Annotated in this window: 20 protein-coding genes and 2 pseudogenes; 15 read left to right on the forward strand and 7 right to left on the reverse strand. The window is 71.4% G+C overall.

Annotated features, from left to right (window positions below; all coding sequences use genetic code 11):
- The first annotated feature begins 40 nt into the window (after positions 1–40).
- The 7 genes and pseudogenes from eccCa (at position 41) to AMA02S_RS41660 (ending at position 7,742) form a co-directional block, all read left to right on the forward strand.
- Positions 41–4,048, forward strand: a complete 4,008-nt coding sequence (gene eccCa, locus AMA02S_RS12805; protein WP_067456534.1) for a type VII secretion protein EccCa — start codon at positions 41–43, stop codon at positions 4,046–4,048.
- Entirely contained in the window at positions 4,045–4,434 is a 390-nt protein-coding gene (locus tag AMA02S_RS12810; RefSeq protein WP_067456537.1) for a hypothetical protein, read from the forward strand. The genes eccCa and AMA02S_RS12810 overlap by 4 nt, the downstream gene beginning before the upstream one ends.
- Positions 4,431–5,435, forward strand: coding sequence for a DUF6177 family protein (locus AMA02S_RS12815; protein ID WP_084265040.1), 1,005 nt, complete (start codon positions 4,431–4,433; stop codon positions 5,433–5,435). The genes AMA02S_RS12810 and AMA02S_RS12815 overlap by 4 nt, the downstream gene beginning before the upstream one ends.
- A gap of 69 nt (positions 5,436–5,504) precedes the next feature.
- Positions 5,505–6,086 carry an NADPH-dependent FMN reductase gene (locus AMA02S_RS12820; protein WP_067456540.1) on the forward strand — a complete coding sequence of 194 codons (582 nt, stop codon included), beginning with the start codon at positions 5,505–5,507 and terminating at the stop codon, positions 6,084–6,086.
- 17 nt (positions 6,087–6,103) lie between these two features.
- Positions 6,104–6,664, forward strand: coding sequence for a dihydrofolate reductase family protein (locus AMA02S_RS12825; protein ID WP_067456542.1), 561 nt, complete (start codon positions 6,104–6,106; stop codon positions 6,662–6,664).
- A 44-nt stretch (positions 6,665–6,708) separates the two neighbouring features.
- Positions 6,709–7,194: pseudogene (locus tag AMA02S_RS43255) on the forward strand (NsdA family TPR-like regulatory protein); the annotation flags it as partial.
- 170 nt (positions 7,195–7,364) lie between these two features.
- Entirely contained in the window at positions 7,365–7,742 is a 378-nt protein-coding gene (locus AMA02S_RS41660; protein ID WP_157430540.1) for a cytochrome P450, read from the forward strand.
- A 26-nt stretch (positions 7,743–7,768) separates the two neighbouring features.
- Here the strand turns inward: AMA02S_RS41660 and AMA02S_RS40195 are convergent, their stop codons facing one another.
- On the reverse strand, positions 7,769–7,981 hold the full coding sequence (locus AMA02S_RS40195; protein WP_084265041.1) for a DUF397 domain-containing protein: 213 nt from the start codon (positions 7,979–7,981) through the stop codon (positions 7,769–7,771).
- Between the two features lie 32 nt (positions 7,982–8,013).
- Positions 8,014–8,859 (reverse strand): helix-turn-helix domain-containing protein, encoded by an 846-nt coding sequence (locus tag AMA02S_RS12835; RefSeq protein WP_067456546.1) that lies wholly within the window; start codon positions 8,857–8,859, stop codon positions 8,014–8,016.
- A 201-nt stretch (positions 8,860–9,060) separates the two neighbouring features.
- Between AMA02S_RS12835 and AMA02S_RS12840 the strand changes: the two genes are divergently transcribed.
- Both AMA02S_RS12840 and AMA02S_RS12845 read left to right on the forward strand, forming a co-directional pair.
- On the forward strand, positions 9,061–9,492 hold the full coding sequence (locus tag AMA02S_RS12840; RefSeq protein WP_067456548.1) for an ATP-binding protein: 432 nt from the start codon (positions 9,061–9,063) through the stop codon (positions 9,490–9,492).
- Positions 9,493–9,662: 170 nt separating this feature from the next.
- Positions 9,663–9,926: a hypothetical protein gene (locus AMA02S_RS12845; protein ID WP_157430542.1), complete on the forward strand. Its 264-nt coding sequence runs from the start codon at positions 9,663–9,665 to the stop codon at positions 9,924–9,926.
- Position 9,927: 1 nt separating this feature from the next.
- Here AMA02S_RS12845 and AMA02S_RS12850 read toward each other — a convergent pair whose 3' ends face one another.
- The gene (locus AMA02S_RS12850) at positions 9,928–10,845 is read right to left on the reverse strand and encodes a Sco1979 family transcriptional regulator (RefSeq protein WP_439951590.1); all 918 of its coding nucleotides are present in this window, start codon (positions 10,843–10,845) and stop codon (positions 9,928–9,930) included.
- Between the two features lie 250 nt (positions 10,846–11,095).
- Here AMA02S_RS12850 and AMA02S_RS12855 point away from each other — a divergent pair, with 250 nt between their 5' ends.
- Positions 11,096–11,440, forward strand: a complete 345-nt coding sequence (locus AMA02S_RS12855) for a YciI family protein (RefSeq protein WP_245667478.1) — start codon at positions 11,096–11,098, stop codon at positions 11,438–11,440.
- A 50-nt stretch (positions 11,441–11,490) separates the two neighbouring features.
- A complete protein-coding gene (locus AMA02S_RS12860) occupies positions 11,491–12,759 on the forward strand; it encodes an RNA polymerase sigma factor (RefSeq protein ID WP_439951591.1) in 1,269 nt (422 codons plus the stop codon).
- Positions 12,760–12,788: 29 nt separating this feature from the next.
- Here AMA02S_RS12860 and AMA02S_RS12865 read toward each other — a convergent pair whose 3' ends face one another.
- A complete protein-coding gene (locus AMA02S_RS12865) occupies positions 12,789–13,358 on the reverse strand; it encodes a TetR/AcrR family transcriptional regulator (RefSeq protein ID WP_218004928.1) in 570 nt (189 codons plus the stop codon).
- A gap of 119 nt (positions 13,359–13,477) precedes the next feature.
- Between AMA02S_RS12865 and AMA02S_RS12870 the strand changes: the two genes are divergently transcribed.
- Both AMA02S_RS12870 and AMA02S_RS12875 read left to right on the forward strand, forming a co-directional pair.
- Complete coding sequence (locus AMA02S_RS12870) at positions 13,478–15,064, forward strand: MDR family MFS transporter (protein WP_067456559.1); 1,587 nt, start codon at positions 13,478–13,480, stop codon at positions 15,062–15,064.
- A gap of 111 nt (positions 15,065–15,175) precedes the next feature.
- The gene (locus AMA02S_RS12875) at positions 15,176–16,144 is read left to right on the forward strand and encodes a threonine/serine dehydratase (RefSeq protein ID WP_067456562.1); all 969 of its coding nucleotides are present in this window, start codon (positions 15,176–15,178) and stop codon (positions 16,142–16,144) included.
- Positions 16,145–16,377: 233 nt separating this feature from the next.
- On the opposite strand, the gene AMA02S_RS12880 is transcribed toward AMA02S_RS12875, so the two are convergent.
- Both AMA02S_RS12880 and AMA02S_RS12885 read right to left on the reverse strand, forming a co-directional pair.
- Positions 16,378–17,664 carry a serine hydrolase domain-containing protein gene (locus AMA02S_RS12880; RefSeq protein ID WP_067456565.1) on the reverse strand — a complete coding sequence of 429 codons (1,287 nt, stop codon included), beginning with the start codon at positions 17,662–17,664 and terminating at the stop codon, positions 16,378–16,380.
- Between the two features lie 261 nt (positions 17,665–17,925).
- Positions 17,926–18,864, reverse strand: a pseudogene (locus tag AMA02S_RS12885) (RNA polymerase sigma factor); the annotation flags it as partial.
- Positions 18,865–19,055: 191 nt separating this feature from the next.
- On the opposite strand from AMA02S_RS12885, the gene AMA02S_RS12890 reads away from it, so the two are divergent.
- Positions 19,056–19,685, forward strand: a complete 630-nt coding sequence (locus tag AMA02S_RS12890; RefSeq protein WP_245667479.1) for a TetR family transcriptional regulator — start codon at positions 19,056–19,058, stop codon at positions 19,683–19,685.
- 106 nt (positions 19,686–19,791) lie between these two features.
- Here the strand turns inward: AMA02S_RS12890 and AMA02S_RS12895 are convergent, their stop codons facing one another.
- Complete coding sequence (locus tag AMA02S_RS12895; protein ID WP_067456574.1) at positions 19,792–23,163, reverse strand: pyruvate carboxylase; 3,372 nt, start codon at positions 23,161–23,163, stop codon at positions 19,792–19,794.
- 282 nt (positions 23,164–23,445) lie between these two features.
- On the opposite strand from AMA02S_RS12895, the gene AMA02S_RS12900 reads away from it, so the two are divergent.
- Positions 23,446–26,919, forward strand: a complete 3,474-nt coding sequence (locus tag AMA02S_RS12900; protein ID WP_067456577.1) for an AAA family ATPase — start codon at positions 23,446–23,448, stop codon at positions 26,917–26,919.
- Positions 26,920–26,977 lie beyond the last annotated feature (58 nt).

Consider the following 26,977-nt stretch of genomic DNA (forward strand, 5'->3'; position numbering starts at 1 on the left):
GGTGGGGCGGGGACCGCTCGACGGGGAGGAGTGGGCAGGAATGACGACCCGGGCAGTGCACCGCCCCGCGCGAACCGTGCACCCCCGTTCCGGGCGGGAGCCCCGTGAGGTCGAGGCCCCTCCCACCCTCCCCGAGGCGGGCGGCACGGGCAACCAGATCATGACGATCCTTCCCATGGTCGGCATGATGGGCTCGCTGACGATCATGACCGTGATGCGGAATCCCGCGTTCATGGCGTTCGGCGCGGTGCTGCTGGTCGTGGCCGTCCTCGGCGGCGGGGCGTTGCTGCTGTCGCGCCGGGGGCAGGTCACCCGGCAGCGCAAGAACCAGCGCGAACGCTACCTGGAGTTCCTGGAGGAGCTGCGCGAGGAGCTGTCGGCCGAGGAGCGGGAGAACCGGGCGCGGGCCCGGGTGCTGGACCCGCCGCCGGAGGCGCTGTACGACGTGGTCCGCGACCCGGCCCGGCTGTGGGAACGGCGCCGCACGCACGATGACTTCCTGCGGGTCCGCGTCGGCACCGGGCTCATGCCCGGCCATCCCCTGGAGTTGGGCGAGCAGGGCACCGCGCTCAACCCGACGGACCCTTTCATGTCCTCGGAGGCACGGGCGCTGATCGAGCGCTTCCGCACGGCGCCGGACATGCCGCTCACCCTCCCGCTGGACCTGGCCGGCGACGTCAGCGTCATCGGCACCCACCAGGACGCGCTGCGGCTGGTGCGCGCCATGGTCGCCCAGCTGGTCGCCTTCCACGCGCCGGAGGACGTCGCGATCGGGGCGGCCTATGGCGGCGCCTCGGCCGACTGGGACTGGATCAAGTGGCTGCCGCACGTGCTCGATCCGCACCGCCGCGACGGCGGGGTGCCCGTCCGGCTGATCGCCTCCTCCCCGCTGCGGCTGGCGGCGCTGCTGGCCGACAGCCTGCGCGAGCGCACCGACTACGCCGCGGAGGTGCGCCGCGGGCTGGGTAAACGCGACTCGTTCCGGCTGCTGCGCCGCCTGGTGGTCTTCCATGACACGCACGGCGAGGTGGCTGCCGACCTGGTCCGTCCGGACGAGGGCGTTCCACCGGCCGACCTGGCCGCGACGGTCGTGCACCTGCTGTCGGACCGGACGCACGAACCCGGGGACGTGAGCGTCCGGATCACTGTCGACGGCGATCAGGTCCGGGTGGAGGACCTGCGGGGCGCGGAACCGGTGACGATGACCGGGACGCTCGACGAGGTCCCGGCCGCGATGCTGGAGGGCCTGGTCCGGATGGTCGCCCCGATGCGGCTCTCGCGGGAGTCGGTCGAGGAGGGCGCGGCGCAGGGCGGCGAGGTCGACTTCGCCTCGCTGCTCGGCGTGCGGGATCCCGGCGACCTCGACGTCCCGAGGCTGTGGGCGCCGCGCGGCGAGCGCGCCTTCCTGCGCGTGCCGGTCGGGCTCGACGACACCGGCCGGCCGGTGATCCTCGATCTGAAGGAGGCGGCCAGCCTCGGCATGGGACCGCACGGCCTGTGCGTGGGCGCCACCGGGTCGGGCAAGAGCGAGCTGCTGCGCACGCTGGTGCTCGCGCTGGCGGCGACGCACGGGCCCGACCAGGCGAGCATGGTGCTGATCGACTACAAGGGCGGCGCCACCTTCGCCCCGTTCGCCGAGCTCCCCCACGTCGCGGGCGTCATCACCAACCTGGAGGACGACGCCGGGCTGATCGAGCGGGTGTACGCCAGCCTGTCCGGCGAGGTGCAGCGGCGGCAGCAGGTGCTGCGTGACGCGGGGAACATCGCCAACATCGGCGACTACAACCACCAGCGACGGCAGCGGCCGGAGCTGCCGCCGCTCCCGCACCTGCTGGTGATCATCGACGAGTTCGGGGAACTGCTCACGGCGCGTCCGGACTTCATCGAGCTGTTCCTGTCGATCGGCCGGATCGGGCGCAGCATCGGCGTGCACCTGCTGCTGTCCAGCCAGCGCATCGAGAGCGGGAAGCTGCGCGGCCTGGAGACCTATCTGTCCTACCGGATCGGGCTGCGCACGTTCTCCGAGGAAGAGAGCCGGACGGTGCTGGACGCCCCGGACGCCTTCCACCTCCCGGCGCTGCCCGGCTTCGGCTACCTCAAGGTCGACACCAGCATCTACCTGCGTTTCAAGGGCAGCTACGTATCGGGGCCCTACCGGGGGGCGGTGGCGGCGTCCGACGAGACGTCCGGCCGTCCACCCGTGCTCCCCTACACCGCCTACAACCTGGGCGGCCCGGCGGGCGGCGGGGCCCCGGCGGGCGCTGGCGGCGACGAGGCGGAGCTGCCGGAGCGGACCGTCGGCCCCACCCTGCTCGGCGTGCTGGTCGGACAGCTCGCCCGGCACGGAAGCCGCGTGCAGACCATCTGGCTGCCGCCGTTGCCCGCGCTCACCAAGCTGGACACCGTCACCGGGCCGGTGCGGATCACCGAACGGGGCATGCGCCTGCCGGTCAAGGCCGGCCCGATGCGGGTGCCGATCGGGGTGCTGGACGACGCGCGCCGGCAGTGGCAGGGCGTGTGGAACCTCGACCTGACGGCGGCGGGCGGCCATGTCGCGATCATCGGCGGCCCGCAGACCGGCAAGACCACCCTGCTGCGCACGTTCGTGATGTCGCTGGCGCTGACCCACACACCGGACCAGGTCGCGGTGTACGGACTCGACCTGGTCGGCGGCGGTCTCCAGGTGCTGTCCAGGCTCCCCACCGTGGGCGGCATGGCCGGCCGCACCGACCTGGAGCGGATCCGCCGCACCGTTGAAGAGGTCCACGGGATGCTGGAGCACCGCATGGAGGTGTTCCGCCTGCACGGGATCGACGGTGTCCAGCGGCTGCGGCGGATGCACGCCGCCCGCCAGGTCCCCGAACTGCCGTCCGCCGACGTCGTGCTGGTGGTCGACGGCTTCGGCGCGATCCGCGCCGACTTCGAGGAGATCGACGGTATGGTCTCCGACCTCCTGCAGCGGGGCGGCGGCTACGGCGTCCACGTGGTGGCGGGGATGCTGCGGTGGAACGACGTGCGGATCGCCGCGCAGTCCACCTTCGGGCAGCGCGTCGAGCTGCGGCTGAACGATCCGTCGGACTCGACGGTCAGCCGCAAGCTGGCCGAGACCATCAGCGCCGAACTGCCGGGCCGCGCCCTCACCGACGCCGGGCTCTTCGGCCACGTGGCCGTGCCCGCGCTCGGCGGCGTCCCCGATCCGGCCGGACTGGGCACCGCCGTCGACTCGGCGGTCGGGGCGATCCGCAACGCGTGGACCGGCGAGCCCACCCCACCGGTGCGCGTGCTGCCGCACCGGCTGCCCGCCGCCGACCTGCCCGATCCCGGGCGTGAACCCCGGCTGGCACCCCTCGGCGTGGACGAGCGCGCCTTCGAGCCGCTGCTGCTCGACCTGTTCGACGTCGACCAGAATCTGATCGTCCTCGGTGACGGTGGCAGCGGCAAGTCCAACCTCCTGCGCCTCGTCGCCCACCAGCTGATCGCCCGGTACTCGCCCGAGCAGGTGGTGTTCGCGGTGATGGACCCGCGCCGGTCGCTGCGCGAGGTGGTGCCCGAGCCGTACATGGGCGGCTACGCCACCACCCCCCGGGTCTGCGCCGGGCTCGCGGGCGGCGTCGCCAAGGAACTGGAGGAGCGGATGCCCGACGACCCGTCCGCGGTCCCCGGCGGGACCGGGGTGCGCGGCCCCCGGATCGTCGTGCTCGCCGACGACTACGATCTGCTGACCACGGCGGGTCAGCAGCCGCTCGCCCCCTTCGTGCCCTTCGTGCCGAGCGGCCGCGACATCGGCCTGCACTGCGTCGTGGCGCGCCGCGTCGCCGGTGCCGGCCGCGGGCTGTACGACCCGCTCCTCCAGGCGATGCGGGAGACCGGAAGCGGCGCCCTCGTGATGTCGGGGGAACGGGCGGAAGGGCAGCTGTTCCCGCGCCTGTACGCCGAGTCGCTGCCGCCGGGCCGCGCCCAGTGGATCCGCCGCGGCGAGAGCGCCCGGCTCGTCCAGACCGCCCTGCTCGACGAGGCGCCCCCTCCCTCCGGTGAGGAGCAGCGGTGACCTACGACATGGTCGTGTTGACGCAGCGGGCCCCCGACGTGCGCGCGATCGTCGACAGCATGGTGGCGGCGGGCGAGACCCTGCGGGTGCGCGGCGGAGGGGACGGCGCGATCATCCGGCTCTGCGACGACGAGGGCCGGCCGCTGGTGAGCATCGAATCGGCCCAGCGCGTCGACGTCGAGGGCGAGGTCGGGCGGGTGCTGGGCGAGACCGTGGACGCGGGGCTGACCGTCCCGTACTGGTGGGTGGAGGTCCGGGCGTCGGGCGGGGATCCGGGGGCGCCGGTCCTCGCGCACCGGTTCGCCGACGCGATGGTCGGCCGCCTGGGCGGCGCGGTCTGGCCGACCGAGGGACCGGGCGCCACAGGCGAGGAGGAGGCGGGTTGAGCACGCACCCGGCGGTCGACATCGCCACCGCCAAGAGCGCCGTCGTCATCCAGGACCGCCCGCTCGTGCCGCTGTCGTCCTGGCTGACCGACGCCATGGCGCACTGCGCGGACAGCGGCCAGGCGTTCCAGATCCTCACGCCGCACGACGCCCGGATCACCTTGCCCCTCCGGCTGGCGCTGGGCGGCCCGCGCACGCGGTGGGTCGTCCAGGAACCGGACGACGGCTACTTCGACGGATTCACCGGGTTCCCCCTCGCCTGGGACGGCGCCGAGTTCGTCCTCGCGGGGAAGGCGAAGGAGGGGCCCTCCGAGACGTTCCTGCGGGAGGTTCCGGACGAGCTGGGCCACCATCTGATCGTCGGCCTGCGCGTCGTCCACGAGGCCACCGTGGGACTGGAGCTCGGTGCGGTGACCGAGGACCTGGCCCGCGCCCTGGCCGGGACCGCGCCGCGGTCCTGGGGGACGGCCGAGCCCGCGCTGTCCCGGTGGTCGCCCTCGGAGCTGACCGACCTGTGCAGGCGCCGTTCGCCCCGCTCGACCTCGCTGGTCTTCATGGGCCCGCACGGCACGACTGCCGCGGCGCCTCCCTTCGGAGGGACGGCGCGGGTCTCCCGGGTGACCTCGGGGGTGAAGGAGACGATCACGTTCGCCGTCGCGTGCCCCGCCGGTGAGGAGCCGCCGCTGGACGAGCTGGAGGCGCTCGCGGACCGGCACGCGCGGACGGGGATCCTGCGGACCCTCAACGTCCAGTGGACGCCGGCGCTCCCCGATCTCACCTATCCGAGCCGGGCGATCGGCGTGCCCTCACCCCTCGCCCTCGGCATCGGGCCGGAGGGCGCCGCGGAGACCGGGATCGAGCACGCCCTGGCCGCCGAGGTGACCGGCAAGAAGATCGGCGGCTCCGCCGCACCCGGCCTGTGGTACGTGCTGGCCGGCGACGACGCGGCCTGGCCGCGGTTCCGCGGGCTGATGGACCATCTCACCGGAGGCGGACCGTAAGAATCCCGTAAAAGGGTCAGGGCACAGTAAGTCCCGTCGAGCCGGAGACCACGGCAAAGGAGGCGGGACATGCGGGAACACCTCAAACTGGCGGTCATCATCGGCAGCACGCGTCACGGCCGCTTCGGCCCGACCGTCGCCGGCTGGTTCGCCGACCGGGCCCGCAAGCACGGGGACCTGGACGTCGACCTGATCGACCTCGCCGAGACCGGGCTCCCCGAAACACTGCCCGACCACGACGAGACGGCCCCGGACCCGGTGCTCGCGCTGGGCATCCGTCTCGCCGCCGCCGACGCGTACGCGGTGGTGACGCCGGAGTACAACCACGGCTACCCCGCACCGCTGAAGACGGCGATCGACTGGTACTACGACGAGTGGAAGGCCAAACCGGTCGCCCTCGTCAGCTACGGCCGCGAATCCGGCGGCCGGCACGCCGCGGCGCAGCTCCGCGAGGTGTTCGGCGAACTGCACGCGGTGGTGGTCCGGGACGGCATCGCCCTGGACTGCTACTGGGAGGAGTTCGCGGCGGACGGCTCCTGGCCCAGGGCAACGGCAGCCTGCAACACCGCGGTCAAGACCACGCTCGACCAGCTCTCCTGGTGGGCCCTGGCCCTCCGCGAGGCGCGGAACACGACCCCGTACACGACCTGAATCCCAGGGAGGGAATCATGCGCAAGATCATCAGCTCGACGTACATCTCGCTCGACGGCGTCATCGGCAACCCGCAGAACTGGACCTCGGCCTACTTCGACGAGGAGGCCGCCGGCCTCGCCAGGGACCTGCTGTTCTCCAGCGACGCCCTGCTGATGGGCCGTCTGACCTACGACGGCTTCGCCGAGGCGTGGCCCGCGATGGAGGAGGCGACCGGAGACTTCGGCGTCCGGATGAACAACCTCCCGCACTACGTCGTCTCCGACACCCTGGACAAGCCGACCTGGAACAACACCACCATCATCAAGCGCGCCGACGCCGTCGCCACGATCCGGGAGCTCAAGGAGCAGGACGGCCAGGACATCCTCCAGTACGGCTTCGGCCCGGTGTCCCGCGCCCTGGTGGAGAACGGCCTGCTGGACGAGCTGCGCCTGTGGATCCACCCGGTCATCGTCGGCACCGACGACCCGTCCGAGCTCCTCGTCCACAGGGACTTCTCGGCGTCCTTCGAGCTCGCCGGCACCACGTCCTTCAAGTCCGGTGTCCTCATCGCCACCTACACCCCCACCAGGAAGTAGCCCGCCGATGGCGTGCCGGCTCCAGCCCGGCACGCCATGCGGCGCCGGAAGGCCCGGCGCCCGACTGGGCCCGCCGGGTGGACGACGTCGAACTCCAGATCATGACCGGCCGATGCTGGTCGGTGCTGCGCCGCCCCGACCGTGTCGTCCCAGCGCTGACCTGGGCGCTCGCCCGGTACGACGACGCGCACGCACGCGACAAGGCGCTGTACCTGACCTGGCTCGCCGAGGCCCACATCGACGCAGACCAGATCCCGAAGGCCGCCCGCACGCTGGGAGACGCGATCAGCTTGGGCGGCGACGTGGCCTCCTGCCGCCCACGGAAACGAGTGTCGGAGGTGGTCGAGAGGCTCCGCCCGCACACCTCTACCCCTGCCGTGGCCGAGGTGATCGACCGGGCTAACTCGATGAGGTGCGCTTCCAGCTCGGCGTACCGCTCGCCCGTCGTACGCAGAAACACCTGCCACTCCTCGCCGGTCCCCAGCTCGCCGAGATGCCAGAACGCCGATCCTGCGGGCCCGAACACCTAGCCCGACGCCGCGAGCTTCGCGCCGACCGCGGAGCTGATGAGCGCGATACCCGCCTCATGGCTGTCGGTGGTGGTCGAGACCTGCAAGTAGTCCGTCATGCGGCAGACCCTACTCACCCGGATCTGCCCTGCAAGGGCATGTGCGGGACAGCCTCAACACGGTCCTGAACAATGCGAACGCCCCACCTCGGAGGACAGGGGCATGTCCGGCATGGCTACTCGGTGTCGCGCCGCTTAGCGATGCACCGGGCTCCGCCTCCTGGCCCGGAGCGCGGCACATGTCACGATCTTCCAGAAGCTGGACGGGCCCGGGACGCCAGTGAGGCACCGGACAAGCACCTGGCGTTCGGGCTCGGCGCGCACCACTGCCTCGGGGAACCGCTCGCCTGGCAGGAGATGCTCACCGCCCTGCCGGCGCTCTTCGACCGCTTCCCCGACCTCCGCCTCGCCGACGACCCCACACGAATACGCCAGGCGCCGTCCTTCATGCTCCAAGGCTGGCTAGAGCTCCCCGTCCGCCTGACGCTTCCCGGGGGATGCCGCCACTAGCGGCACCTAAAGAGCCCGGCCACGGTTCAGCGCAACGTGTCGTGATGTCCAGCGCGGACGTCGCTCACCAACGTCCGGAAGCTCTTCTGGCCGACCCGGAGCACCGGACCTCGCGCGTCCTTGGAGTCACGGATCAGCACGGCGCCAGGCTGGCCAGCTACCTCGACGCACGCCCCCTGTTGTCCAGAGCGACTGCTCTTGCGCCACGAAATGCACGGTGAGACAACAGATCGAGACATCGACCACACATCTCCGGTTGGGGGGACCGAACCTACAGCTTGTCGGCAATCAACTTGATCGTATCCTTGGGGCTCAGTGCCACCGCAACCAGTCGCTGGAAGGCGATCTGGAAGCGTTCCACCTCCACCGGCTCCTCCACGAAGAGTTCACCGGCGAGATTCTCGACGTACACCGCCTCCGGGTCGGCGGGGTCCGCGAACCGCAGAATGGCGAAGGGACCGAGCACCCCCGGGTGTGCTCCCGCCGTGAAGGGAATGGCTTGAAGGGTGACGCGTGGATGTTTAGCCATCTCCAGCAGGTGCCGAAACTGCACTCGCATGATCTCGGGAGAGCCGACGACCCGGTGGAGCACCGCCTCGTCGAAGACCACCGATAGCCGTAGCGGATCGTCCCGGGTCAGCACTCGCTGGCGGGCCAGCCTCAACTCCACCCGACGCTCGACCTCGTCGTCGGCGATCTCCGCCTGCCCGGAACGCATGACCTCCCGCGCGTAGTCATCGGTTTGCACCAGGCCCGGCACCATAAGCGCTTCAAAACTCAAGACCGACGCGGCCTCCGCCTCCAGTCCGATGTAGGTCGTGTACTGGTCACTCAGCTCGGCCTCGTACGGGTGCCACCAGCCGCGCTGGCGCCCTTCCTTGGCCAGCGTGACGAGCCGTTCCCGCCGGCCCTCGTCGGTGATCCCGTAAAGATCAAGGAGGTCGACGACGTCGCGGGGCAGCGGCCGCCGCCACTCGTTGCGCTCCATGCGCGTCAGCTTCGACGGATGCCAGTCCAGCCGCTTGGCCGCCGCCGTCGCCGTGATCCCGGCGGCCTCCCTCAGCCTCAGAAGTTCCGCGGACAGGCGCCTGCGCCGCAGAGTCGGACTACCCGCCATCACGCCACCTCCATCACCGCTCGACCGGCTGAGCATAGAGCACATGGCTGGTGACGGTATGAAATCGGTCATCACATGACCTAACGTACACAACTTAAATTAGGTATTGCGAATTAAGCTCCACAGGTGCATCGTAGTCGACGCGAGGCGACCGCATCGCGCCACTTCAGCTCGTCAATCGTGACAGGAAGTGATCACATCGTGACTCCTGATGGCGACCTCTTCGTGCTCGTCCTCAAGCCGGTGCCCGAGGCTTGCAAGGAGGCGCGCGACCTCGTGGGATTCGCCTTCCTGCATTGGGGGCTGGAGGACTACACGGCGCGGCTGGTGGTCAGCGAGCTCATCACCAACGCGGTGCGCGCCTCCGCCGCGGGGCAGCACATCGTGGTGCGCGTGCTGTTGGCCGACGGCGAGACGCCCACGATCGAGGTCTGGGATCAGTCCGGGGAGATGCCGACCGTCCAGGCGGCCGGTCCTGCCGAGGAGACAGGACGCGGGCTGTTCCTGGTCGAGCAGCTCGTCCGGAGCTGGGGAACGCGTCCGCTGGCGGAGGGTGGCAAGATCACCTGGGCCCGGCTCCACGCCGTCCCGGTGGACGGCGGCGAGGGCAGTGATCAGGACGCCCAGGTGTGAGCCGATCACGTGCGGTCGAGACAAGCGACGATCAGGAGGAGGGAACGACTGTGCGGGTGCTGCGGAGTGTCCGGGATGTGTTGCGACGGGTGGCGGGGAGCTCGTCCGTGCGAGGGCCACGAAGGGACATGGTGCCGCGCTGCTCCGAGCCCTGCCCGAGGACCGTCTTCTTGTTCTCGCGGCTGGGTCCTGAGGTGGCGAAGGCGTTCGAGGCATTCCCCCAAGAGGCGCGGTCGTGGCGGTTGCTGGCCGATCTGGAGGAAGCGCGGGCGCGGGTGTGGTCGGGGCAGGGCCGCACGTGGGACGCCGGAGTGTGCACCGGACAGGCGCAGGCGTACCGGGCGGCTGCCGAACATGTGGAGGAGGTGCTGATCGAGTCGCTCGGGCTGTGGGAGCAGTACGAGCGGCAGATCCGCGGCGGCGACCGTCGGTAGGTCAGAGTTGGGTGAGGATGTGGTTCAGGATCGCGGGGGTGCGGGCCGGGGCCTGGGCTTGGACGCCCAGGCGGTTCATCACGTCGCGGTAGCGCAGGACCTCCGCGGGACGGTCGGGGTAGAAGGCGCCGGCGAGCTGCTCGATGTAGACGACGTCGGGGAGTTCGGGCTCGGCGAAGCGCAGGAGGGTCACCGGGCCGCCCTCGGCGGCGTGGCCTCCGGCGGCGAAGGGCAGCACCTGGACGGTGATGTTCGGTTCCGTGGCGAGCTCGCTCAGGTGCCGTAGCTGGGCGCGCATCGTCGGGGTGCCGCCGACCGCGCGGCGGAGGGCGGCCTCGTCGAGGACGGCCCAGAACTTCACCGGGCCCGGGCGCATGAGGATGCGGGCGCGCAGCATCCTCAGCTCGACGCGCCGCTCGATCTCGTCCGCGGGCGCGTCGGGGTGGCGGGCGCGGATCAGGGCGCGGGCGTAGTCCTCGGTCTGGAGCAGCTCCGGGATGGCCTGGACCTCGTACGCGCGGATGATCTCGGCGCCCTGTTCGAGACCGAGGTAGGGCTCGAACCAGCTGGGCACCACGTCCCCGTACCGCTGCCACCAGGCGGGCATGTTGGCATGCTCGGCCAGTTGCAGGAGGGGCTCGCGGCGCGCGGCGTCGGTCACGCCGTACAGGGTGAGCAGGTCGGCTATGTCGCGTTCTTTGAACCCGACCCTGCCGAGCTCCATGCGGCTGATCTTGGAATGGGAACCGCGGATCTCGTATCCGGCGGCCTCGGTGGAGATGCCGGCGGCCTCGCGCAACCTCCTGAGCTGCGCGCCGACGAGCATCCGCAGGACCGTGGGCCCCGCCAGCTCGCGCCCCTGCGCTGCGGGCGAGCCGGGGACTGCTGGCATGCCGAATCCGGGCGGCGGGTCTCCCACGGGGACGCCTCCTTGGGCGTGAGAATTCCTGCCTTCGACGCAAAGTTACTCGGCGCGGCGGGGTCATCCCAAGGGGCGGAACCGTGTTGTTCGTCTCCACCGGCGCTGACCTGGCACGATGCGGCTGCGAGAAAATATCGGAGAAAAGTTCGTCCACGATGTCGATCCGGCCGCCGGCTCTTCGACGCGTCCGGTGAAGGGCCCGGGAGACACCCCGGGACGTGAACAGGGAGGCATCACGATGCGTTTCATGATGATGACGACGGACAGCGGTTCCGAGCAGGCCCCGCCCGACGAGAAGCTCCAGGCCGAGATGGGCGCGTTCATCGCCGAGATGTCCAAGACGGGCGTGCTCCTCGCGACCGGTGGGCTGGAGCCGCACGGCACGCGCATCGCCTCGTCCGGGGGCAAGGTGACCGTCACCGACGGCCCGTTCGCCGAAGCCAAGGAGTCCGTGGTCGGCTTCGCGCTGATCGAGGTGCGCACCAGGGAGGAGGCGATCGAGCTGTCCCGCCGGTTCTGGGCGATCGTCGGTGACGGCGAGGGCGTCATCAAGCAGGTCTTCGGGCCGGAGGACCCCTTCCCCGAGGGATGACCTGCCGGTGAGCTTGCGCGGCGGCCCGTGCGGGTGCTGTCATCGGCAGCGTGACGGCTTCCGGGGTGCGCGCGGGCATCGACGCGGTGTGGCGGATGGAGTCCGCGCGGATCATCGCCGGGCTCGCCCGTCTGGTCCGCGATGTCGGCCTCGCCGAGGAGCTGGCGCAGGACGCGCTGGTCGCCGCGCTCGAACAGTGGCCCGAGTCGGGCGTCCCGGACAACCCGGGCGCCTGGCTCATGGCCGTCGGGAAGCGCCGCGCCATCGACCGGATCCGGCGGGAACAGCGGCTACAGACCAAGCTGGCCGAGATCGGGCACCGGCTGGAGTCCGGGGAGCAGGAGCCGCCCGAGTTCGACCTCGTCCTCGACCAGGAGCGCATCGAGGACGATGTGCTCCGGCTGGTGTTCACCGCCTGCCATCCGGTGCTGGCCACGCACTCCAGGGTCGCGCTCACGCTGCGGATGCTGGGCGGGCTGACCACCGACGAGATCGCGCGTGCGTTCCTCGTCCCGGAACCGACGGTCGCGCAGCGGATCGTCCGGGCCAAGCGGACGCTGTCGGAGGCGGGCGTGCCGTTCGAGGTGCCGGAGGGTCCGGACCGGGTCGCCCGGCTGGCCTCGGTACTGGAGGTCATCTACCTGATCTTCAATGAGGGGTACGCGGCGACGGCCGGCGAGAGCTGGGTCCGCACGGACCTGTGCCAGGAGGCGCTACGCCTTGGCCGTATCCTCGCCGGGCTCGCGCCGGACGAGCCCGAGGTGCACGGGCTCGCCGCACTGATGGAGATCCAGGCCTCCCGGACGCGGGCGCGCACGGGGCCGTCCGGTGAGCCGGTCCCGCTGCGGGACCAGGACCGCGGGCTGTGGGACCGGCTGCTCATCCGCCGCGGCTTCGCCGCCCTGCTGCGCGCGAAGGAGATCGGCGGACCGCCCGGTCCGTACGTCCTCCAGGCCGCCATCGCCGCCTGCCACGCGCAGGCGCACACCGCCGAGGACACCGACTGGACACAGATCGCGTCGCTGTACGAGATCCTCACGCGGGTCACGCCGTCCCCGGTCGTGGAGCTCAACCGCGCCGTCGCCGTCGGCATGGCGGACGGTCCGGCGGCGGGCCTCGCGCTCGCCGACGCCCTGGTGGACGAGCCGTCCCTGCGCGGCTATCACCTGCTGCCGAGCGTGCGCGGCGATCTGCTGGCGCGGCTCGGGCGGCCGGCGGAGGCCCGCGCCGAGTTCGAGCGCGCGGCGGAGCTCACCCGCAACGCGCCCGCGCGGAAGGTACTGCTCGACCGGGCCGCGTCTCTCAGCGTCCCTCAGTAGCGCGTAACCCCTCAGTAACCTCTGAGGGGTTACGCGCCGGTGTTGTGGGCGGCGTCGATCTGCTCCCAGGCGACCTGGAGGAGGGCGGCGCGCTTCTCCTCCCGGGCGCCCTCCATCGCGTCCAGGGCGAAGGTGCCGAAGTAGACGGTGAAGAGGGCGCTGAGGGCGCGGACCTGTTCCAGGACGGTGGCGTCGGGGTCGGCGAGCAGGGCGCCGAGCGCGCGCATGCGGTCGCGGAAGGCGTTGGGCGCGCCCCGGCCGCGCAGCGCGGCCTGATTCTCCTGGAGGAACCGGAAGACCGGCGCGCCCGTCTCCAGCGCCTCGTTCAGGCGGCGTAGCACCTCGCGGCGCGTTTCGAGGGTGGCGGGCTGGGCCTGCCCCCAGGCGATCAGCTCCTCGACGGGACGGCCGATGTCCTCGACGAGGCTCGTGACGATGTCCTCCTTGGTGCGGAAATGGTAGTAGAGCGCGGCCTTGGTGACCTCCAGCCGCTCGGCGATCTCGCGGAGCGAGGTCTGGTCGTAGCCGCGTTCCAGGAAGAGTTCCAGCGCGACGTCCTGGATGCGCTGCCGGGTGTCCTTGCGGCGCGTCTGGGCCACGGTCGCCTCCTCCGTTCGTCCTAGGTCCCACGATATCGCCTTAACTTACTTGACGCCCGGCTAGTTAGCCCGCACACTCGAAACCGTTAACTAGCCGGTCGGCAAGTAAGGAGACGGACATGGACCGGGAACCCTCCCCACCGGACGGCGGCGAGCGCGGCCGCAACCTGTACGTCGTGATCGGCGCGGTGCTGATCGCGATGCTGCTGGCCGCGCTCGACAACCTGATCCTCGGCACGGCGATGCCCAGCATCGTCGGCGACCTCGGCGGTCTCGGCCACCTGTCCTGGGTCGTCACCGCCTACACCCTGGCCACCGCCGTCTCCACCCCCGTCTGGGGCAAGCTCGGCGACATGTACGGGCGCAAGGGCGCCTTCATGACCGCCATCGTGATCTTCCTGGTCGGCTCGACGCTGGCGGGACTGTCGCAGGACATGACGCAGCTCATCGCGTTCCGGGCGCTCCAGGGGCTCGGCGCGGGCGGGCTGATGGTGGGCGCGCTCGCCATCATCGGCAGCCTGCTGCCGCCCCGCGAGCAGGGCCGCTACCAGGGCATGATCTCCGGGGTCATGGGCCTGGCCATGATCGCCGGGCCGCTGGCCGGCGGCGCGATCACCGACCACCTCGGCTGGCGCTGGTGCTTCTACGTCAACCTGCCGCTCGGCGTGCTCGCACTGGTCATGATCTCGGCCGTCCTGCACCTGCCCAAGCAGCGCGCCAAGGCGCGCGTCGACTATCTCGGCGTCGCGCTGCTGGCCACCACGATCTCCTCGCTCGTCCTCGTCACGACGTGGGGCGGCGCTGAGTACGCCTGGACGTCCGGCGTCATCGTCGGGCTGGCGGTGCTCGCGGTCGCCGCCGGCACCGCCTTCCTCGCCGTCGAGCGCCGCGCCGCCGAACCCGTCCTGCCGCTGGGCCTGTTCCGCAACGCCAACTTCACGATCGTGACGGTCATCGGGTTCCTGCTCGGCTTCGCGATGTTCGGCGCGATGACGTACCTGCCCCTGTTCCAGCAGAGCGTGCAGGGCGCGTCCGCGACCAACGCGGGCCTGCTCGGGATGCCGCTGTTCCTGGCGATGGTCGTCATCAACATGTTCGCCGGGCCCTTCATCACCCGGACGGGCCGCTACAAGCCGTTCATCGTCGCGGGCGCCGCGCTGCTGGCCACCGGGCTGGCGCTGCTGTCCACGATGGACACCGGCACCGCGCGCCTTACCACCGGCGCGTTCATGGCGCTGGTCGGCGCCGGGATGGGCTGCCTGATGCAGACGACGCTGATCGTCACGCTCCAGAGCGTCGAGCCGAAGGATCTCGGCGTCGGCTCGTCCACCGCCACCCTGGCCCGGACGATCGGCGGCTCGGTGGGCGTGTCGATCGTCGGTGCGCTGTTCGCCGGGCGCGTCCGCGACGTCATGACCGAACGGGGCGTCTCCGCCGTCACCGAGGGCTCGGCCCAGCTGGACGCGGCGGGCCTGCGGACGCTGCCCGCCGCCGTCCGCGACGCCTATGAGCACGCGGTGGCGGGCGGGACGCACCAGGCGTTCATGGTCGCGGCGGGCATGGGCGTCCTGGCGTTCGCGCTGGCCTGGTTCGTCAAAGAGGTCCCGCTGGTGGACAAGTCCATGCGGCCTGCCGGCGCGGAGGCCGGCGGCGCCGGTGATCCGGGAGGCAGCGGGGACGCCGACCGGGAGACCGCGCCGGCGTGACGGGCACCCCACCGAACGCGCCGCGGCACCCGCCCTCGGGGCCGGGTGCGCCCGGTGCCTGGTAGGGATGGAAACCTGGCACGGCACGGGCCGTGCGGGGAGGGAGACGCTGTGATCGCTCGTCGGGACGTCGAGGCCGCCGGGGATCGGGTCGCGGGCCGGATCCGCAGGACGCCACTGCTCGCGATCGAGGCGATCCCCGCCGCCGCACCAGACGACGACCTCGTCGGGTCCGCCGAACAGATGTGGCTGAAGCTCGAACACACCCAGCACACGGGCTCGTTCAAGACGCGCGGCGCGTTCAGCCGCATCCTCGCCGCGCAGGCTTCCGGGCGACTCCCGGAGACTGGCGTCGTGGCGGCCTCGGGCGGCAACGCGGGCCTCGCCTTCGCCCACGCCGCGGGACGGGTCGGCGTCCCCGCCGAGGTGTTCGTCCCGGAGACGGCACCGGCGGTGAAGGTCGCGGGGTTGCTGGCGCTGGGCGCGGCGGTCGTCCAGGTCGGCACCCGCTACGCCGACGCCTACGAGGCCGCCACCAAGCACGCCGCCGACACCGGCGCATTGTTCTGCCACGCCTACGACCAGCCGGACGTGTGCGCCGGCCAGGGCACGCTGGGCCTGGAGATCCTGGAGCAGACGGGCGGCGAGGTCGACACCGTCCTGCTGGCGGTGGGCGGCGGCGGCCTCATGGCGGGTGTCGCCGCCGCGCTCGAAGGGCACGCGCGCGTCGTCGGCGTCGAGCCCGTGACCGCGCCGACCCTGGAACGGGCCCTGCACGCCGGGCGTCCCGTGGAGGTCCAGGTCTCCGGGATCGCCGCCGACTCGCTCGGCGCGTCCCGCCTTGGCGACATCGCCTACGACGTGGCGACCCGCACCGGGGTCCTCTCGGTCCTTGTCACGGACGAGGCGCTCGTGGAAGCCCGCCGGTTCGTGTGGAGCGAGTACCGGCTGGCCGTCGAGCACGGGACGGCCGCGGCCGTCGCCGCCCTCCGCACCGGCGCGTACCGTCCGTCCCCCGGCGAGCGGGTGGTCGTGGTGCTGTGCGGCGCCAACACCGACCCCTCAGACCTCGCCTCCTGACCCCCGGAGAAGGGCGTCCCTTGGCGACCGCGCGCCGGCCGGCCGCGTCGAGGGCGCGGACGGCCCGGGCCACACCGTCGGCGTCGCAGGCGTCGATCAGGCCCGCGATCTCGGCCCAGGCCGCGTCCGGTGCCCCAGGGGCGTCAGTCGGGCCGTCGGGTGGGGCGTGCAGCGCTGCGCTCGCCATGCCAGGCACGCTAGACAACGCCTCTGACAGTCGGCGTCGCCGCGGCTCAGGGTGTCGGGCGCGCGAACTGGAGGGGCAGCGCCCGGAAGAGCGGACCGGGCTGCGCGGACGGCGTCGCCGCCTGCGCGCCGCACAGCGCCTGGATGGCGTGGGCGCCGAGCGCGCTGTCGATCGGGTCCGGCAGCGGGGCGCCGTCGGCGTCGAGCCGCTGGTACTTCATGAGGTTGAAGGCGAAGGAGACCTGCCGCCGGCCGTCCGCGCTCGACAGCGCCTGCGCACCGGCCCCGAAGACGGCGCCGTCGTGACCCCAGTACGTGCCGCACGGCAGGCTCAGCGAGTAGATGCCAAGGCCGTACTTCATGATGACGTTGCCGTCGGCATCACTGACCGGCACGGTCTGCTGCATCTGTGCCAGGGACAGGCGGCTGATGAGCCCGCCGGTGAGGAGCGCCCGGTAGAAGCTGTTGAGGTCGTCCATGGTGGACACCAGCGCACCCGCGGTCGCCACCCAGCTCATGTTGAACGTGCTGTAGTCGCGCGGTGGGTTCACGTGCCGGTAGAGCGCTTCGTACATGCGGGGGTGCGGCCCGCGGATATCGGGGCCGGACGGGAAGTAGGTGTGCTTCAGGCCGGCCCTGCGGATCACGTTCCGGGTGATGTAGGTCTCCGCATTGGTGCCCGTCACCTTCTCCAGGATCTGCCCGGCGGCGATGTAGTTGGTGTTGGAGTACGACCAATGCTCGCCCGGGTCGCCGGTGGGCGGCGCTTGCAGCCCCCAGTCGATGAGCTGCTTGGGACTGAGCGAGCGGAAGCGTTCAGTGTCCAGGCTCTTGGGCGACCCTTGACTCAGAGACGGGAAGGCGTAGACGACGTAGTCGCCGATGCCGCTGGTGTGGTTCAGCAGCATCCGCACCGTGATCTGCTGGCCGCGCTGCCCCGGGAACAGGTTGGGCAGGTACCGGCCGATGGGCGCGTCCAGCTCGACGGTGCCCTTCTCCACCTGCTGGAGGATCGCGGTGGCCACGAACGTCTTGGTGATGCTTCCCACGCGCGTCTGCATGCCGGCGGCGACGGGACGTCCCGTCCGCACGTCGGCGACGCCGGACGCGCCGTTCCACCGCTGCTCACCGTCCCGGACGGAGGAGAACACCCCGTACATGCCGGCCTCGTGGACGGCGTCGAGCGTGGCGCGGAGGTTGGCGGGCTCGATGCCGGACGCGGCGTCCGCGGGGGTGCCCGGCACGAGGTAGGCGGGTCCCGGGGCGGGCGCGGGCAACATGGCGGTGGCCGACCCCTGGACCAGGCCCAACATGACCATCGCGGCGATCCCCATCGCCGCTCCCCGTGCTGTGCGCCGTCCCGGACGCCCGAGCGGGCGTCCCCCCGTGCCGGTGGCCGTGGGCCGTGTGGCCCGTCCGAACCGCCTCGCCGTCATGCCTCTTCTCTCTCCAGTTCGCGATACGTCGAGTGGAAGTCTTCTCGGAAATCCCCCACGGTGTCATCCCACCGAGGGAGGAAATCGACATCCTTCTGAGGACGGCGTGACGCTCTGAAGATCGAGTACGCGGGACGGCGGCCGCCGGTTCAGCGCGGGTCAGCTCAGCAGGTCGGCCAACGTCTCGCGGCGGGACGGGTGGCGCAGCTTGTGCATGCCTTTGGATTCGATCTGCCGGATCCGTTCGCGCGTCACCCCGTAGACCTTGCCGACCTCCTCAAGGGTCTTCGGCTCGCCGCCGGCGAGGCCGAAGCGCATCGAGATGACGCCGGCCTCGCGCTCGGTGAGCGTCTCCAGGACGGCGTCGAGCCGGCCGCGCAGCATCGAGGACGCGACGACGTCGGCGGGGTCGCCGCCGTCGGGGTCTTCGATGACGTCGCCGAGCTCGCCGTCGCCGTCCTCGCCGAGCGGGGTGTGCAGCGACAGCGGCTCGCGCGCCTGGCGGCGCAGCCACTCCACCTTCTCGGTCGTGACGTCCAGCTCGGCGGCCAGCTCCGCCGAGGTCGGCTCACGGCCGAGGTCCTGCGCCAGCGTGCGGCGCAGCCGGGTCATCCGGTTGAGCACCTCGACGACGTGCACGGGGATGCGGATCGTGCGGCTCTGGTCGGCGAGCGCGCGGCTGATCGCCTGCTTGATCCACCAGACCGCGTAGGTGGAGAACTTCAGGCCGCGCCGGTACTCGAACTTCTCCACCGCACGGATCAGGCCGAGGTTGCCCTCCTGGACCAGGTCGTTGAGCGGCAGGCCGTGCCCCATGTAGCGCTTGGCGAGCGAGACGACCAGGCGCAGGTTGGCCTCGACCATGTGCTCCTTGGCCCGGGCGCCGTCGGCGGCGATCCAGGCGAGGTCCTCGCGGTCCTGCCCGGACAGGTCGGCGCGCGTCTCCAACCGCTCGCGGGCGAACAGGCCGGCCTCGATGCGCCTGGCCAGCTCGACCTCCTTGTCGGCGGTCAGCAGCGCGGTGCGCCCGATGCGGGACAGGTAGTCCTTCATCGGGTCGGTGAGATCACGGGTCGCGGCCACCGCGCGGGGAGAGGGCACGCGGGGGGACGCGCTGGGGGCGTGGCTGGCGTTCAGAACGGTGTCCTTTGTTCGTCCGGTGCTCATCCGAGCGGGGAGGGAACGGGTCACCTGTTTCGGGTACCCGCGACTCCCGCGACATAAACTTAGGATCGACATAGAAATATGTCAATAATAAACTTAGGTCGAAGTATGCAAGGATGGAGGCCATGGGACTCCGGGAGCTGAAGAAGCAGCAGACACGGCAGAACATCTCGCACCAGGCGACGCGCCTGTTTCTGCGGCACGGCTTCGACCAGGTGACGATCGCCGACGTCGCGGCGGCGGCGCAGGTGGCCAAGATGACGGTCACCAACTACTTCCCGCGCAAGGAGGACCTGGCCCTCGACCTGCACGAGGAGTTCGTCGCCCTGCTCGCCCGCACCGTCGCCGAACGCGCGCCCGGCGAGTCGGCGCTCGCCGCGCTGCGCCGCGCGTTTCTGGCCGGGGTGGCAAAGCACGACGCCGTCCTCGGTTTCTCCGGCCCGGACTTCGCCCGGATGATCATCGGGAGCCCGGCGCTGGTCGCGCGGCTCCGCGAGTTCCACGAGGAGCGCGCGGACGCGCTGGCCGCCGTCCTCGCGCAGGAGACCGGCGCCGCCCCCGGCGACCTGCTCCCCCGGCTGGTCGCGGCCCAGGTGGGCGGCGTCCACCGCGTCCTGTTCCAGGAGACGCTCCGCCGCACGCTGGCCGGCCAGGAGCACGAGGAGATCGCCATGGCGCTGGCCGACGCGGGACGGGAGGCGTTCGACCTCCTCGAACCGGCACTCGCGGACTACGCCGTCCGCCCGATGACCTGATCCGGCCGCCCGCGCGGCGCGCACCCGGAGGGCGAACGCCACGCGGACGGAGGATGCGGACGGAGGATTCCGATCCAGGAGATGACAGGTACCGGAGTCGACGGGTTCAGGAGATCACGAGCAGCAGGTCGCCCGCCTGAACGGGGGTCATCCCGGGGACGGCGAGACGGGCGACGGCGCCGGCCACCGGGGCGGTGATGGCCGCCTCCATCTTCATCGCCTCGATGGTGGCGACCACGTCCCCGGCCGCGACCTCCTCGCCCTTGGCCACGCGCAAGGTCACCGACCCGTCGAACGGCGCGGCGACATGGCCGGGCTCGGCGGGGTCGGCGCGCTCGACCGGCGGCGCGTCCGACGCGACGGACTTGTCACGGACGGAGAGGGTTCGGAGCTGGCCGTTCACGGTGCAGATGACCTGCCGGACGCCCGCCTCGTCGATCCCGCCCACCGCCTCCAGACCGGCGAGGACGCGCACGCCCGGTTCCAGATCGAAGGCGACCTCCTGCCCCGTGCGCAACCCGTACAGGAACGCGCTCGTGGGCAGGACGGAGAGGTCGCCGTAGGCCGCGCGTGCCTCGCGGTAGTCCTTGGCAGGCCCGGGGAAGAGGAGCCGGTCGAGTGTGTCCCGAACATCAGGACCGGCGAGTGCCTTCTCCTCGGCTCCGTCAAGCTCCGCGCGCGCGGGTGTGTACTGACGTCCGGCTAGAGCCTTGCTACGGAAAGGCTCCGGCCAGCCTCCCGGCGGGTCGCCCAGTTCACCATTGAGGAACCCGATGACGCTGTCGGGGATGTCGTAGCGTTCTGGGTTCTCGGCGAAATCGTCGGGGTCGGCGCCGGCGGCGACCAGGTGCAGCGCCAGGTCTCCGACGACCTTGCTGGACGGGGTCACCTTCACGAGCCGGCCGAGGATCCGGTCGGCCGCCGCGTAGAGCCGCTCGATCTCCTCGAACCGGTCACCGAGCCCGAGGGCGACGGCCTGCTGCCGCAGGTTGGACAGCTGGCCGCCGGGAATCTCATGCTGGTAGACCCGTCCGGTGGGTGACGGAAGGCCCATTTCGAACGGGGCGTACAGCTTCCGTACGGCCTCCCAGTACGGCTCCATCACGGTCAGCGCGTCCAGGTCGATCCCGGTGGCGCGCCCGGTGAAGTCGGTCGCGGCGACGATCGCCTGGAGCGGGGGCTGGCTGGTGGTGCCCGACAGTGGCGCGGCGGCCCCGTCCACGGCGTCCACACCGGCCTCGATCGCGGCGATGTACGTCCCGATCTGCCCGCCCGCGGTGTCGTGGGTGTGCAGATGGACGGGCAGGTCGAACCGTTCGCGCAGGGCGGTCACCAGTGTGCGCGCGGCGGGTGCGCGGAGCAGACCGGCCATGTCCTTGATGCACAGGATGTGGACGCCCGACTCGACGAGTTCCTCTGCGAGGCGCAGATAGTAGTCAAGCGTGTAGAGCCGTTCGTCCGGGGACGACAGGTCGCCGGTGTAGCACAGCGTCCCTTCGACCAGCGCGTGTGTCTGGAGCACGGCGTCGATGGCCGGGCGCATCCGCTCCACATCGTTCAGGGCGTCGAACACACGGAAGATGTCCACGCCCGTGTCGGCCGCCTCCTTGACGAACGCGCGCGCGACCGAGTCCGGATACGGCGTGTAGCCGACGGTGTTGCGGCCACGCAGGAGCATCTGGATGCACAGGTTCGGGGCCGCCTCACGGATCGCTGCCAGGCGATCCCACGGCGACTCTCCCAGGAAACGGAGCGCGACGTCGTACGTGGCCCCGCCCCATGCCTCCACGGACAGCAGCTGAGGTGTCATCCGGGCAAGGTAGGGCGCAGCCGTGCGCAGGTCGTAGGTGCGTACCCGGGTGGCAAGAAGTGACTGGTGCGCGTCCCGGAACGTGGTGTCGGTGACGGCCACGGCGTTCTGGGCGCGAAGCTGCTCGGCGAACGCGCGCGCGCCGAGGGCCAGAAGCCGGTCGCGTGACCCTTCGGGGAACGGCCCGTCCAGCGCCAGTGGCGGCAGCTTCGTCGCCGGGTTCAGCGTCGTGGGCGCCTCACCGTGCGGCTTGTTGACGGTCACGTCCGCCAGGAACCGGACGAGCCGCGTCGCACGGTCGCCGCTCGACCGGGCCGTGAGCAACTCCGGGTGGTCGGCGATATAGGACGTGGTGACGCCGCCCGCGCGGAAGTCGGACTCGTCCAGCAGCGCCCGCAAGAACGGGATGTTGCTCGCGACACCCCGGATGCGGAACTCGGCGACCGCCCTGCGTGCGCGCCGCACTGCCTCCTCGAACGTCCGTCCACGGCAGGTCAGCTTCACCAGCAGCGAGTCGAAGTGCGGTGTCACCACGGCGCCCGCGTGCGTCGTCCCGGTGTCGAGGCGGACCCCGGCGCCGCCCGGCGACCGGTACGCCGAGATCTTGCCGGTGTCCGGGCGGAACCCGTTCGCCGGATCCTCGGTGGTGATACGGCACTGCACCGCGTAGCCCGAGACCGTGACGTCCTCCTGCGCGATGCCGAGGTCGGCCAGCGTCTCGCCGCCGGCGATGCGCAGCTGGCTCTGCACCAGGTCGACTCCGGTGACCTCCTCGGTCACGGTGTGCTCGACCTGGATGCGCGGGTTCATCTCGATGAAGACGTGCTCGCCCCGCTCGTCCACGAGGAACTCGACGGTGCCCGCGTTGACGTAACCGATCTCGCGGGCGAACCTCACCGCGTCCGCGCACAACCGCTCGGCGACCGCCGGCTCCAGGTTCGGCGCGGGCGCGATCTCGACCACCTTCTGATGCCGCCGCTGCACCGAGCAGTCACGTTCCCGCAGGTGGACGATATGCCCGGCGCCGTCGGCGAGCACCTGCACCTCAATGTGGCGGGGCCGGTCCACGGCCTGCTCCAGGAACACCGTCGCGTCACCGAACGCGCTCTCGGCCTCGCGGCGCGCCGTGTCGACGGCCGCCTCCAGGTCCTCACGATGGTCGACGCGGCGCAGCCCGCGGCCGCCGCCGCCCGCCGCCGCCTTCACGAACAGCGGGAAGCCCACCTCATCGGCCGCCGCGAGTTCCCGGCCCGGCTCCGGTGTCACCGAGCGCAGCACCGGCAGCCCCGCCCGCCGCGCCGCGGCGACCGCCTCGATCTTGTTGCCTGCCAGGTTCAGCACGGCCGACGGCGGCCCGACGAACGTCAACCCGTTGCGCTCGCAGGCCTCCGCCAACTCCGGGCTCTCGGACAGGAACCCGTACCCGGGGTAGATGGCGTCCGCTCCTACTCGCAGCGCCGTCCGGACGATCCCGTCTACATCCAGGTAGGCGCGAACGGGATGACCGTGCTCGCCGATTTCGTACGCCTCGTCCGCCTTCTGGCGGTGCAGGGACAGCCGGTCCTCGTGGGCGTAGACGGCGACGCTGGCGATGCCGAGTTCGTAGGCGGCGCGGAACGCCCGAACGGCGATCTCACCCCGGTTCGCGACGAGCAACTTTGTGATCACGGGCTTCTCCCAGGAGACGGGCGGGCGGCCGAATCTTCGGATACGTACCCAGTTCAACGGTGCGGAAGGGTGACGGGGTCGGCTGGGCCCGGTGAACAAAGCGACAGATGACACCGCCCGGGAAAAACACCCGAACGTTCCGCCGCCGGAACCGGCCCTTGTCCATGCCTTCCTCGCCTTCCTCATGCTCTCCTCATGCCCTCCTCCCCAAGCGCGGTCCCCGAAGTCAGGCGGACGCTCTAGTCTGTTCGCGCCGGATTGATGTGCTTAGAGGGGAAAGCAGTGCGGCTGCCGGAGAAGCTGGAACTGCTCGTCAGCGACGAGCCGGTCCTCGACCTGTACTCCTTCGGCCCCTGGCGGGTCCCCGACGGCCTCTACGACGACATCCGCGCCCGGATCGACAAGCTCGCGGCCGACCCGCGCTGCGCGGGGCTGACCACCGACCAGCACTCGGTGCTCACCGCGCCCACCCCGCTGATCGTCGCCGAGTTGATGCTGTACGTCGACTTCCTGTGCGGGGCGGCGGCCGTGAACTCCGGCACGCATTCCCGGCTCCAGTACCAGTTCTTCGGCCGCTTCCACCGCGAGCCCCGCGAACCCTTGCGGACGGTCAACGACTGGGGCGTCACCAAGGGCGGTTTCCGTCCGCTGGAGTGGCTGGAAGAGGTACCCGATCGCGAACTCGCGCTCACCCTCGCGCGGGAGGCGCTCGACGTCCTGGACGGTTTGGAGCCCATCGAGCAGCGGCGCCAGGCAATGATGCGCCTCTACGACAACCCTCCTGCCGGGTTGGATCTCAACTCGCCCTTGTCGGAGCAGCGCGCGCTATGGGCCGCACACGCGGACGACGACATCGTCGCCGTCCTGCCGGAGCTTGCCGGGCCGATCGGCTATCTGGAGTGGGTGTGCTCGGGGCTCCTGGCCGTCCACGAACATCTGCTCGAGGTCGCGCCCCACGACGAGTCGGTGGACGAGATGCTCGTCCACCTGCTGCTGCAAGGCGGCCTACAGCAGGTGCCCGTCGAACTGTCGGCCACCGTCACCGAGGACCGGTACGGGGAACTGCTCGAACGGTTCGCCGCCGAACGCGCCGGGTTCAAGGCCCACCCCTGGTACACCGGCACCCGCGCCTGGCTGGGACGTGCCCTCGGCGCGGGCGCGGTCGAGGCGTGCCGCGCCTGGCTGGACATGGCGATGCGCTTCACCGGCGCCGCGCAGGGCTTCCCGGACGAGGCGCAGATCCCCGAACCCGAGTGGATCCCGGTCGGCGAGTTCGAGGAGGACGTCCGGCGCCTGTTCACTCCCCGCCGCCGTATGGTCAACCCGCTCGCGGCAGGCGTCGGCAAGACCGCGTCCACACGCGCGCGCCGCGCCCGCAAGGCCGAGGTGGGCTCGGGCCTGGTCGGCCAGCCGGACGTGGTCGCGGCGCTGGAGGAGGTCGCGTCCGGCTCCGGTCCCGTCCGCCTGATGCTGGTCGGCCCGGACGGTACCGGCAAGCGCGACGCCGCGCAGGAGATCGCCCGGCTGCTGCGCGAGCGGCAGATCACCGAGCCGCCCCTGTGGCTGGCCGGTGACTTCTTCGCCGCCAAGGAGGTCTCCGCCGCTACCACCCACATCTACAACGACTCCCGCGACTCCGCCGGACACCGGCTGATGGTCATTGACGGCTTGGACGACATGTCCCGGGACGTGCGCAGCGGCGAGGCCATCGTGGAGGAACTGCACCGCGCCCTCGACGTCCACGACGACCTGCACGTGGTCGCGCTGTGCGAACCGGGCGGGGACGAGCGCATCCGCGAAGTCAATCCCGGTCTGGCGCTACGGCTCCAGGTCGTCCCCACGCATCCGTTCACCGGCGAGGGGTACGCGGAGCTGTTCAACCGGGCCCTCCAACAGCGCGGGGCGCGCGCGCACAAGCGGGCGCTGACCGCTGCCGGGGAACTACTCGTCCGCACTCATCCCGTTCGGAACCTCCGCAACGCCCGTCTCGCGCAGCGCCTGGCCGACGTCGTGGTCGAAGCGGTCCGCGAACGCACCGGGCCGGGCGAGGAACTCGTCGTCAAACGCCCGGACGTGCCCGCCGTCTTCGACGTCTCCGGCACTCCCGGCGACCCCCTCGCCGAACTGTTCGCGCTGACCGGCCTCGGTACCGTCAAGCAGGAGATCGAGCTGCTCACCGCGGGCGCGAAGGCCGCCAAGCTGCGCCGCGAGGCCGGTCTGCCCACGCCCGCGCCGCCCGCCCGGCACATGGTCTTCACCGGCAACCCCGGCACCGGCAAGACCGTCGTCGCGCGGCTGCTCGCCCGCATCTTCAAGGACCTCGGCGTCCTGACGTCCGGGCACCTGGTGGAGGCGTCCAGGTCCCGCCTCGTCGGCCAGTACGTCGGCGAGACCGCGGTGAAGACCCGCGCCGTCGCGCGGCAGGCCGTCGGCGGCGTCCTGTTCATCGACGAGGCGTACGCACTGACGCAGACCAGCATGTCCGAGGACTACGGCCAGGAGGCCATCGCCGAACTGCTGAAGGTCATGGAGGACAACCGGGACGACCTGGTGGTCATCGTCGCCGGCTACGAGCGTGAGATGCAGCGGTTCATCTCCTCCGACCCCGGCCTCGCCTCCCGCTTCCCGAGCACGATCCGCTTCCCCGACTTCACCGACGACGAACTGATCGAGATCTTCATGGGCCAGGCGCTCGCCGCGGGACTGGAACCGGCCCCCGCCACCCGGGCGAAGGTCGCCGGGCTGCTCCGCAAGGCCCCCCGCGGACGCTCCTTCGGCAACGCCCGCGTCATGCGCAACCTCTCCGAGCGCGCCACCGCCCTCCAGGCCCGCCGTGTCACCGCCAAGAAGCGCGCCACCCCGCGGGACCTCGCCGTCCTCCTGCCCGACGACATCCCGGACAGCCTCAGCGGCACCTCCCGCGTCCTGCCCGCCACCGACCCGCTCACCGAGCTGGACGCCCTCGTCGGCCTGCGCGACGTCAAGCGGGAGGTGCACCTCCTCGTCGCCGAGGCCCGCGGCGCCGAGCTGCGCCGCGGCGCCGGCCAGCAGGTCGCGACCCCGACCCGGCACATGGTGTTCACCGGCAACCCCGGCACCGCCAAGACCACCGTCGCCCGGCTCGTCGCGTCCGTCTACGGGCGGCTCGGGCTGCTCTCGTCCGGCCACCTCGTCGAGGTGTCCCGCGCCGACCTCGTCGGCCCCTACCTCGGCCAGACCGCGCCGCGCGTCCGCGCCGCCGTCGAGCAGGCGCTCGGCGGCGTCCTGTTCATCGACGAGGCGTACGCGCTGGCCGGCGACGCCTACGGCCAGGAGGCCGTCGCCACCCTCGTCCAGCTGATGGAGGAGTACCGAGGCGACCTGGTGGTCATCGCCGCCGGCTACGAACGCGAGATGACGGCGTTCCTGACCGGCAACTCCGGCCTGGAGTCCCGCTTCCCCAAGCGGCTGCGGTTCCCCGACTACTCCGACGCCGAACTCGTCGCGATCTTCGAGCGGCTCGCCGCCGCCGAGGGCCTCACCCTCGCCCCCGACGTCCCGTCCCGGCTGCGCGGCCTGCTCCACGACGTCCCGCGCGGCCCGTCCTTCGGGAACGGCCGTCTCATGCGCAACCTGCTGGACGCCGCCATCGCGGCCCAGGGCCAGCGCCTCACCTCCGGCGACCGCCCCGACGACACCGAGATCATCACGCTGCGCGCGACCGACCTCCAGCCCGCCGCCCCGTCCTCCGCCGCCGCGGTCGGGCTCTACCTCTGACCCGGATCCGCTGTCTCGATACCGCTGCCCCGGGCGCGGGATCGATGGGCGAGCGCCA

Origin of the sequence: Actinomadura macra NBRC 14102 (genome assembly GCF_001552215.1) — a bacterium.
GTDB classification, from domain to species: Bacteria; Actinomycetota; Actinomycetes; order Streptosporangiales; family Streptosporangiaceae; genus Spirillospora; species Spirillospora macra.

What these genes read in the sequence shown, in the direction of transcription:
- eccCa (WP_067456534.1), top strand. Translation starts at nt 41, where the DNA reads ATGACGACCCGGGCAGTGCACCGCCCCGCGCGAACCGTGCACCCCCGT.
- AMA02S_RS12825 (WP_067456542.1), top strand. Translation starts at nt 6,104, where the DNA reads ATGCGCAAGATCATCAGCTCGACGTACATCTCGCTCGACGGCGTCATC.
- AMA02S_RS12855 (WP_245667478.1), top strand. Translation starts at nt 11,096, where the DNA reads ATGATGATGACGACGGACAGCGGTTCCGAGCAGGCCCCGCCCGACGAG.
- AMA02S_RS12890 (WP_245667479.1), top strand. Translation starts at nt 19,056, where the DNA reads ATGGGACTCCGGGAGCTGAAGAAGCAGCAGACACGGCAGAACATCTCG.
- AMA02S_RS12880 (WP_067456565.1), bottom strand. Translation starts at nt 17,664, where the DNA reads ATGGGGATCGCCGCGATGGTCATGTTGGGCCTGGTCCAGGGGTCGGCC.
- AMA02S_RS12820 (WP_067456540.1), top strand. Translation starts at nt 5,505, where the DNA reads ATGCGGGAACACCTCAAACTGGCGGTCATCATCGGCAGCACGCGTCAC.
- AMA02S_RS12870 (WP_067456559.1), top strand. Translation starts at nt 13,478, where the DNA reads ATGGACCGGGAACCCTCCCCACCGGACGGCGGCGAGCGCGGCCGCAAC.
- AMA02S_RS40195 (WP_084265041.1), bottom strand. Translation starts at nt 7,981, where the DNA reads ATGTCTCGATCTGTTGTCTCACCGTGCATTTCGTGGCGCAAGAGCAGT.
- AMA02S_RS41660 (WP_157430540.1), top strand. Translation starts at nt 7,365, where the DNA reads ATGCGAACGCCCCACCTCGGAGGACAGGGGCATGTCCGGCATGGCTAC.
- AMA02S_RS12835 (WP_067456546.1), bottom strand. Translation starts at nt 8,859, where the DNA reads ATGGCGGGTAGTCCGACTCTGCGGCGCAGGCGCCTGTCCGCGGAACTT.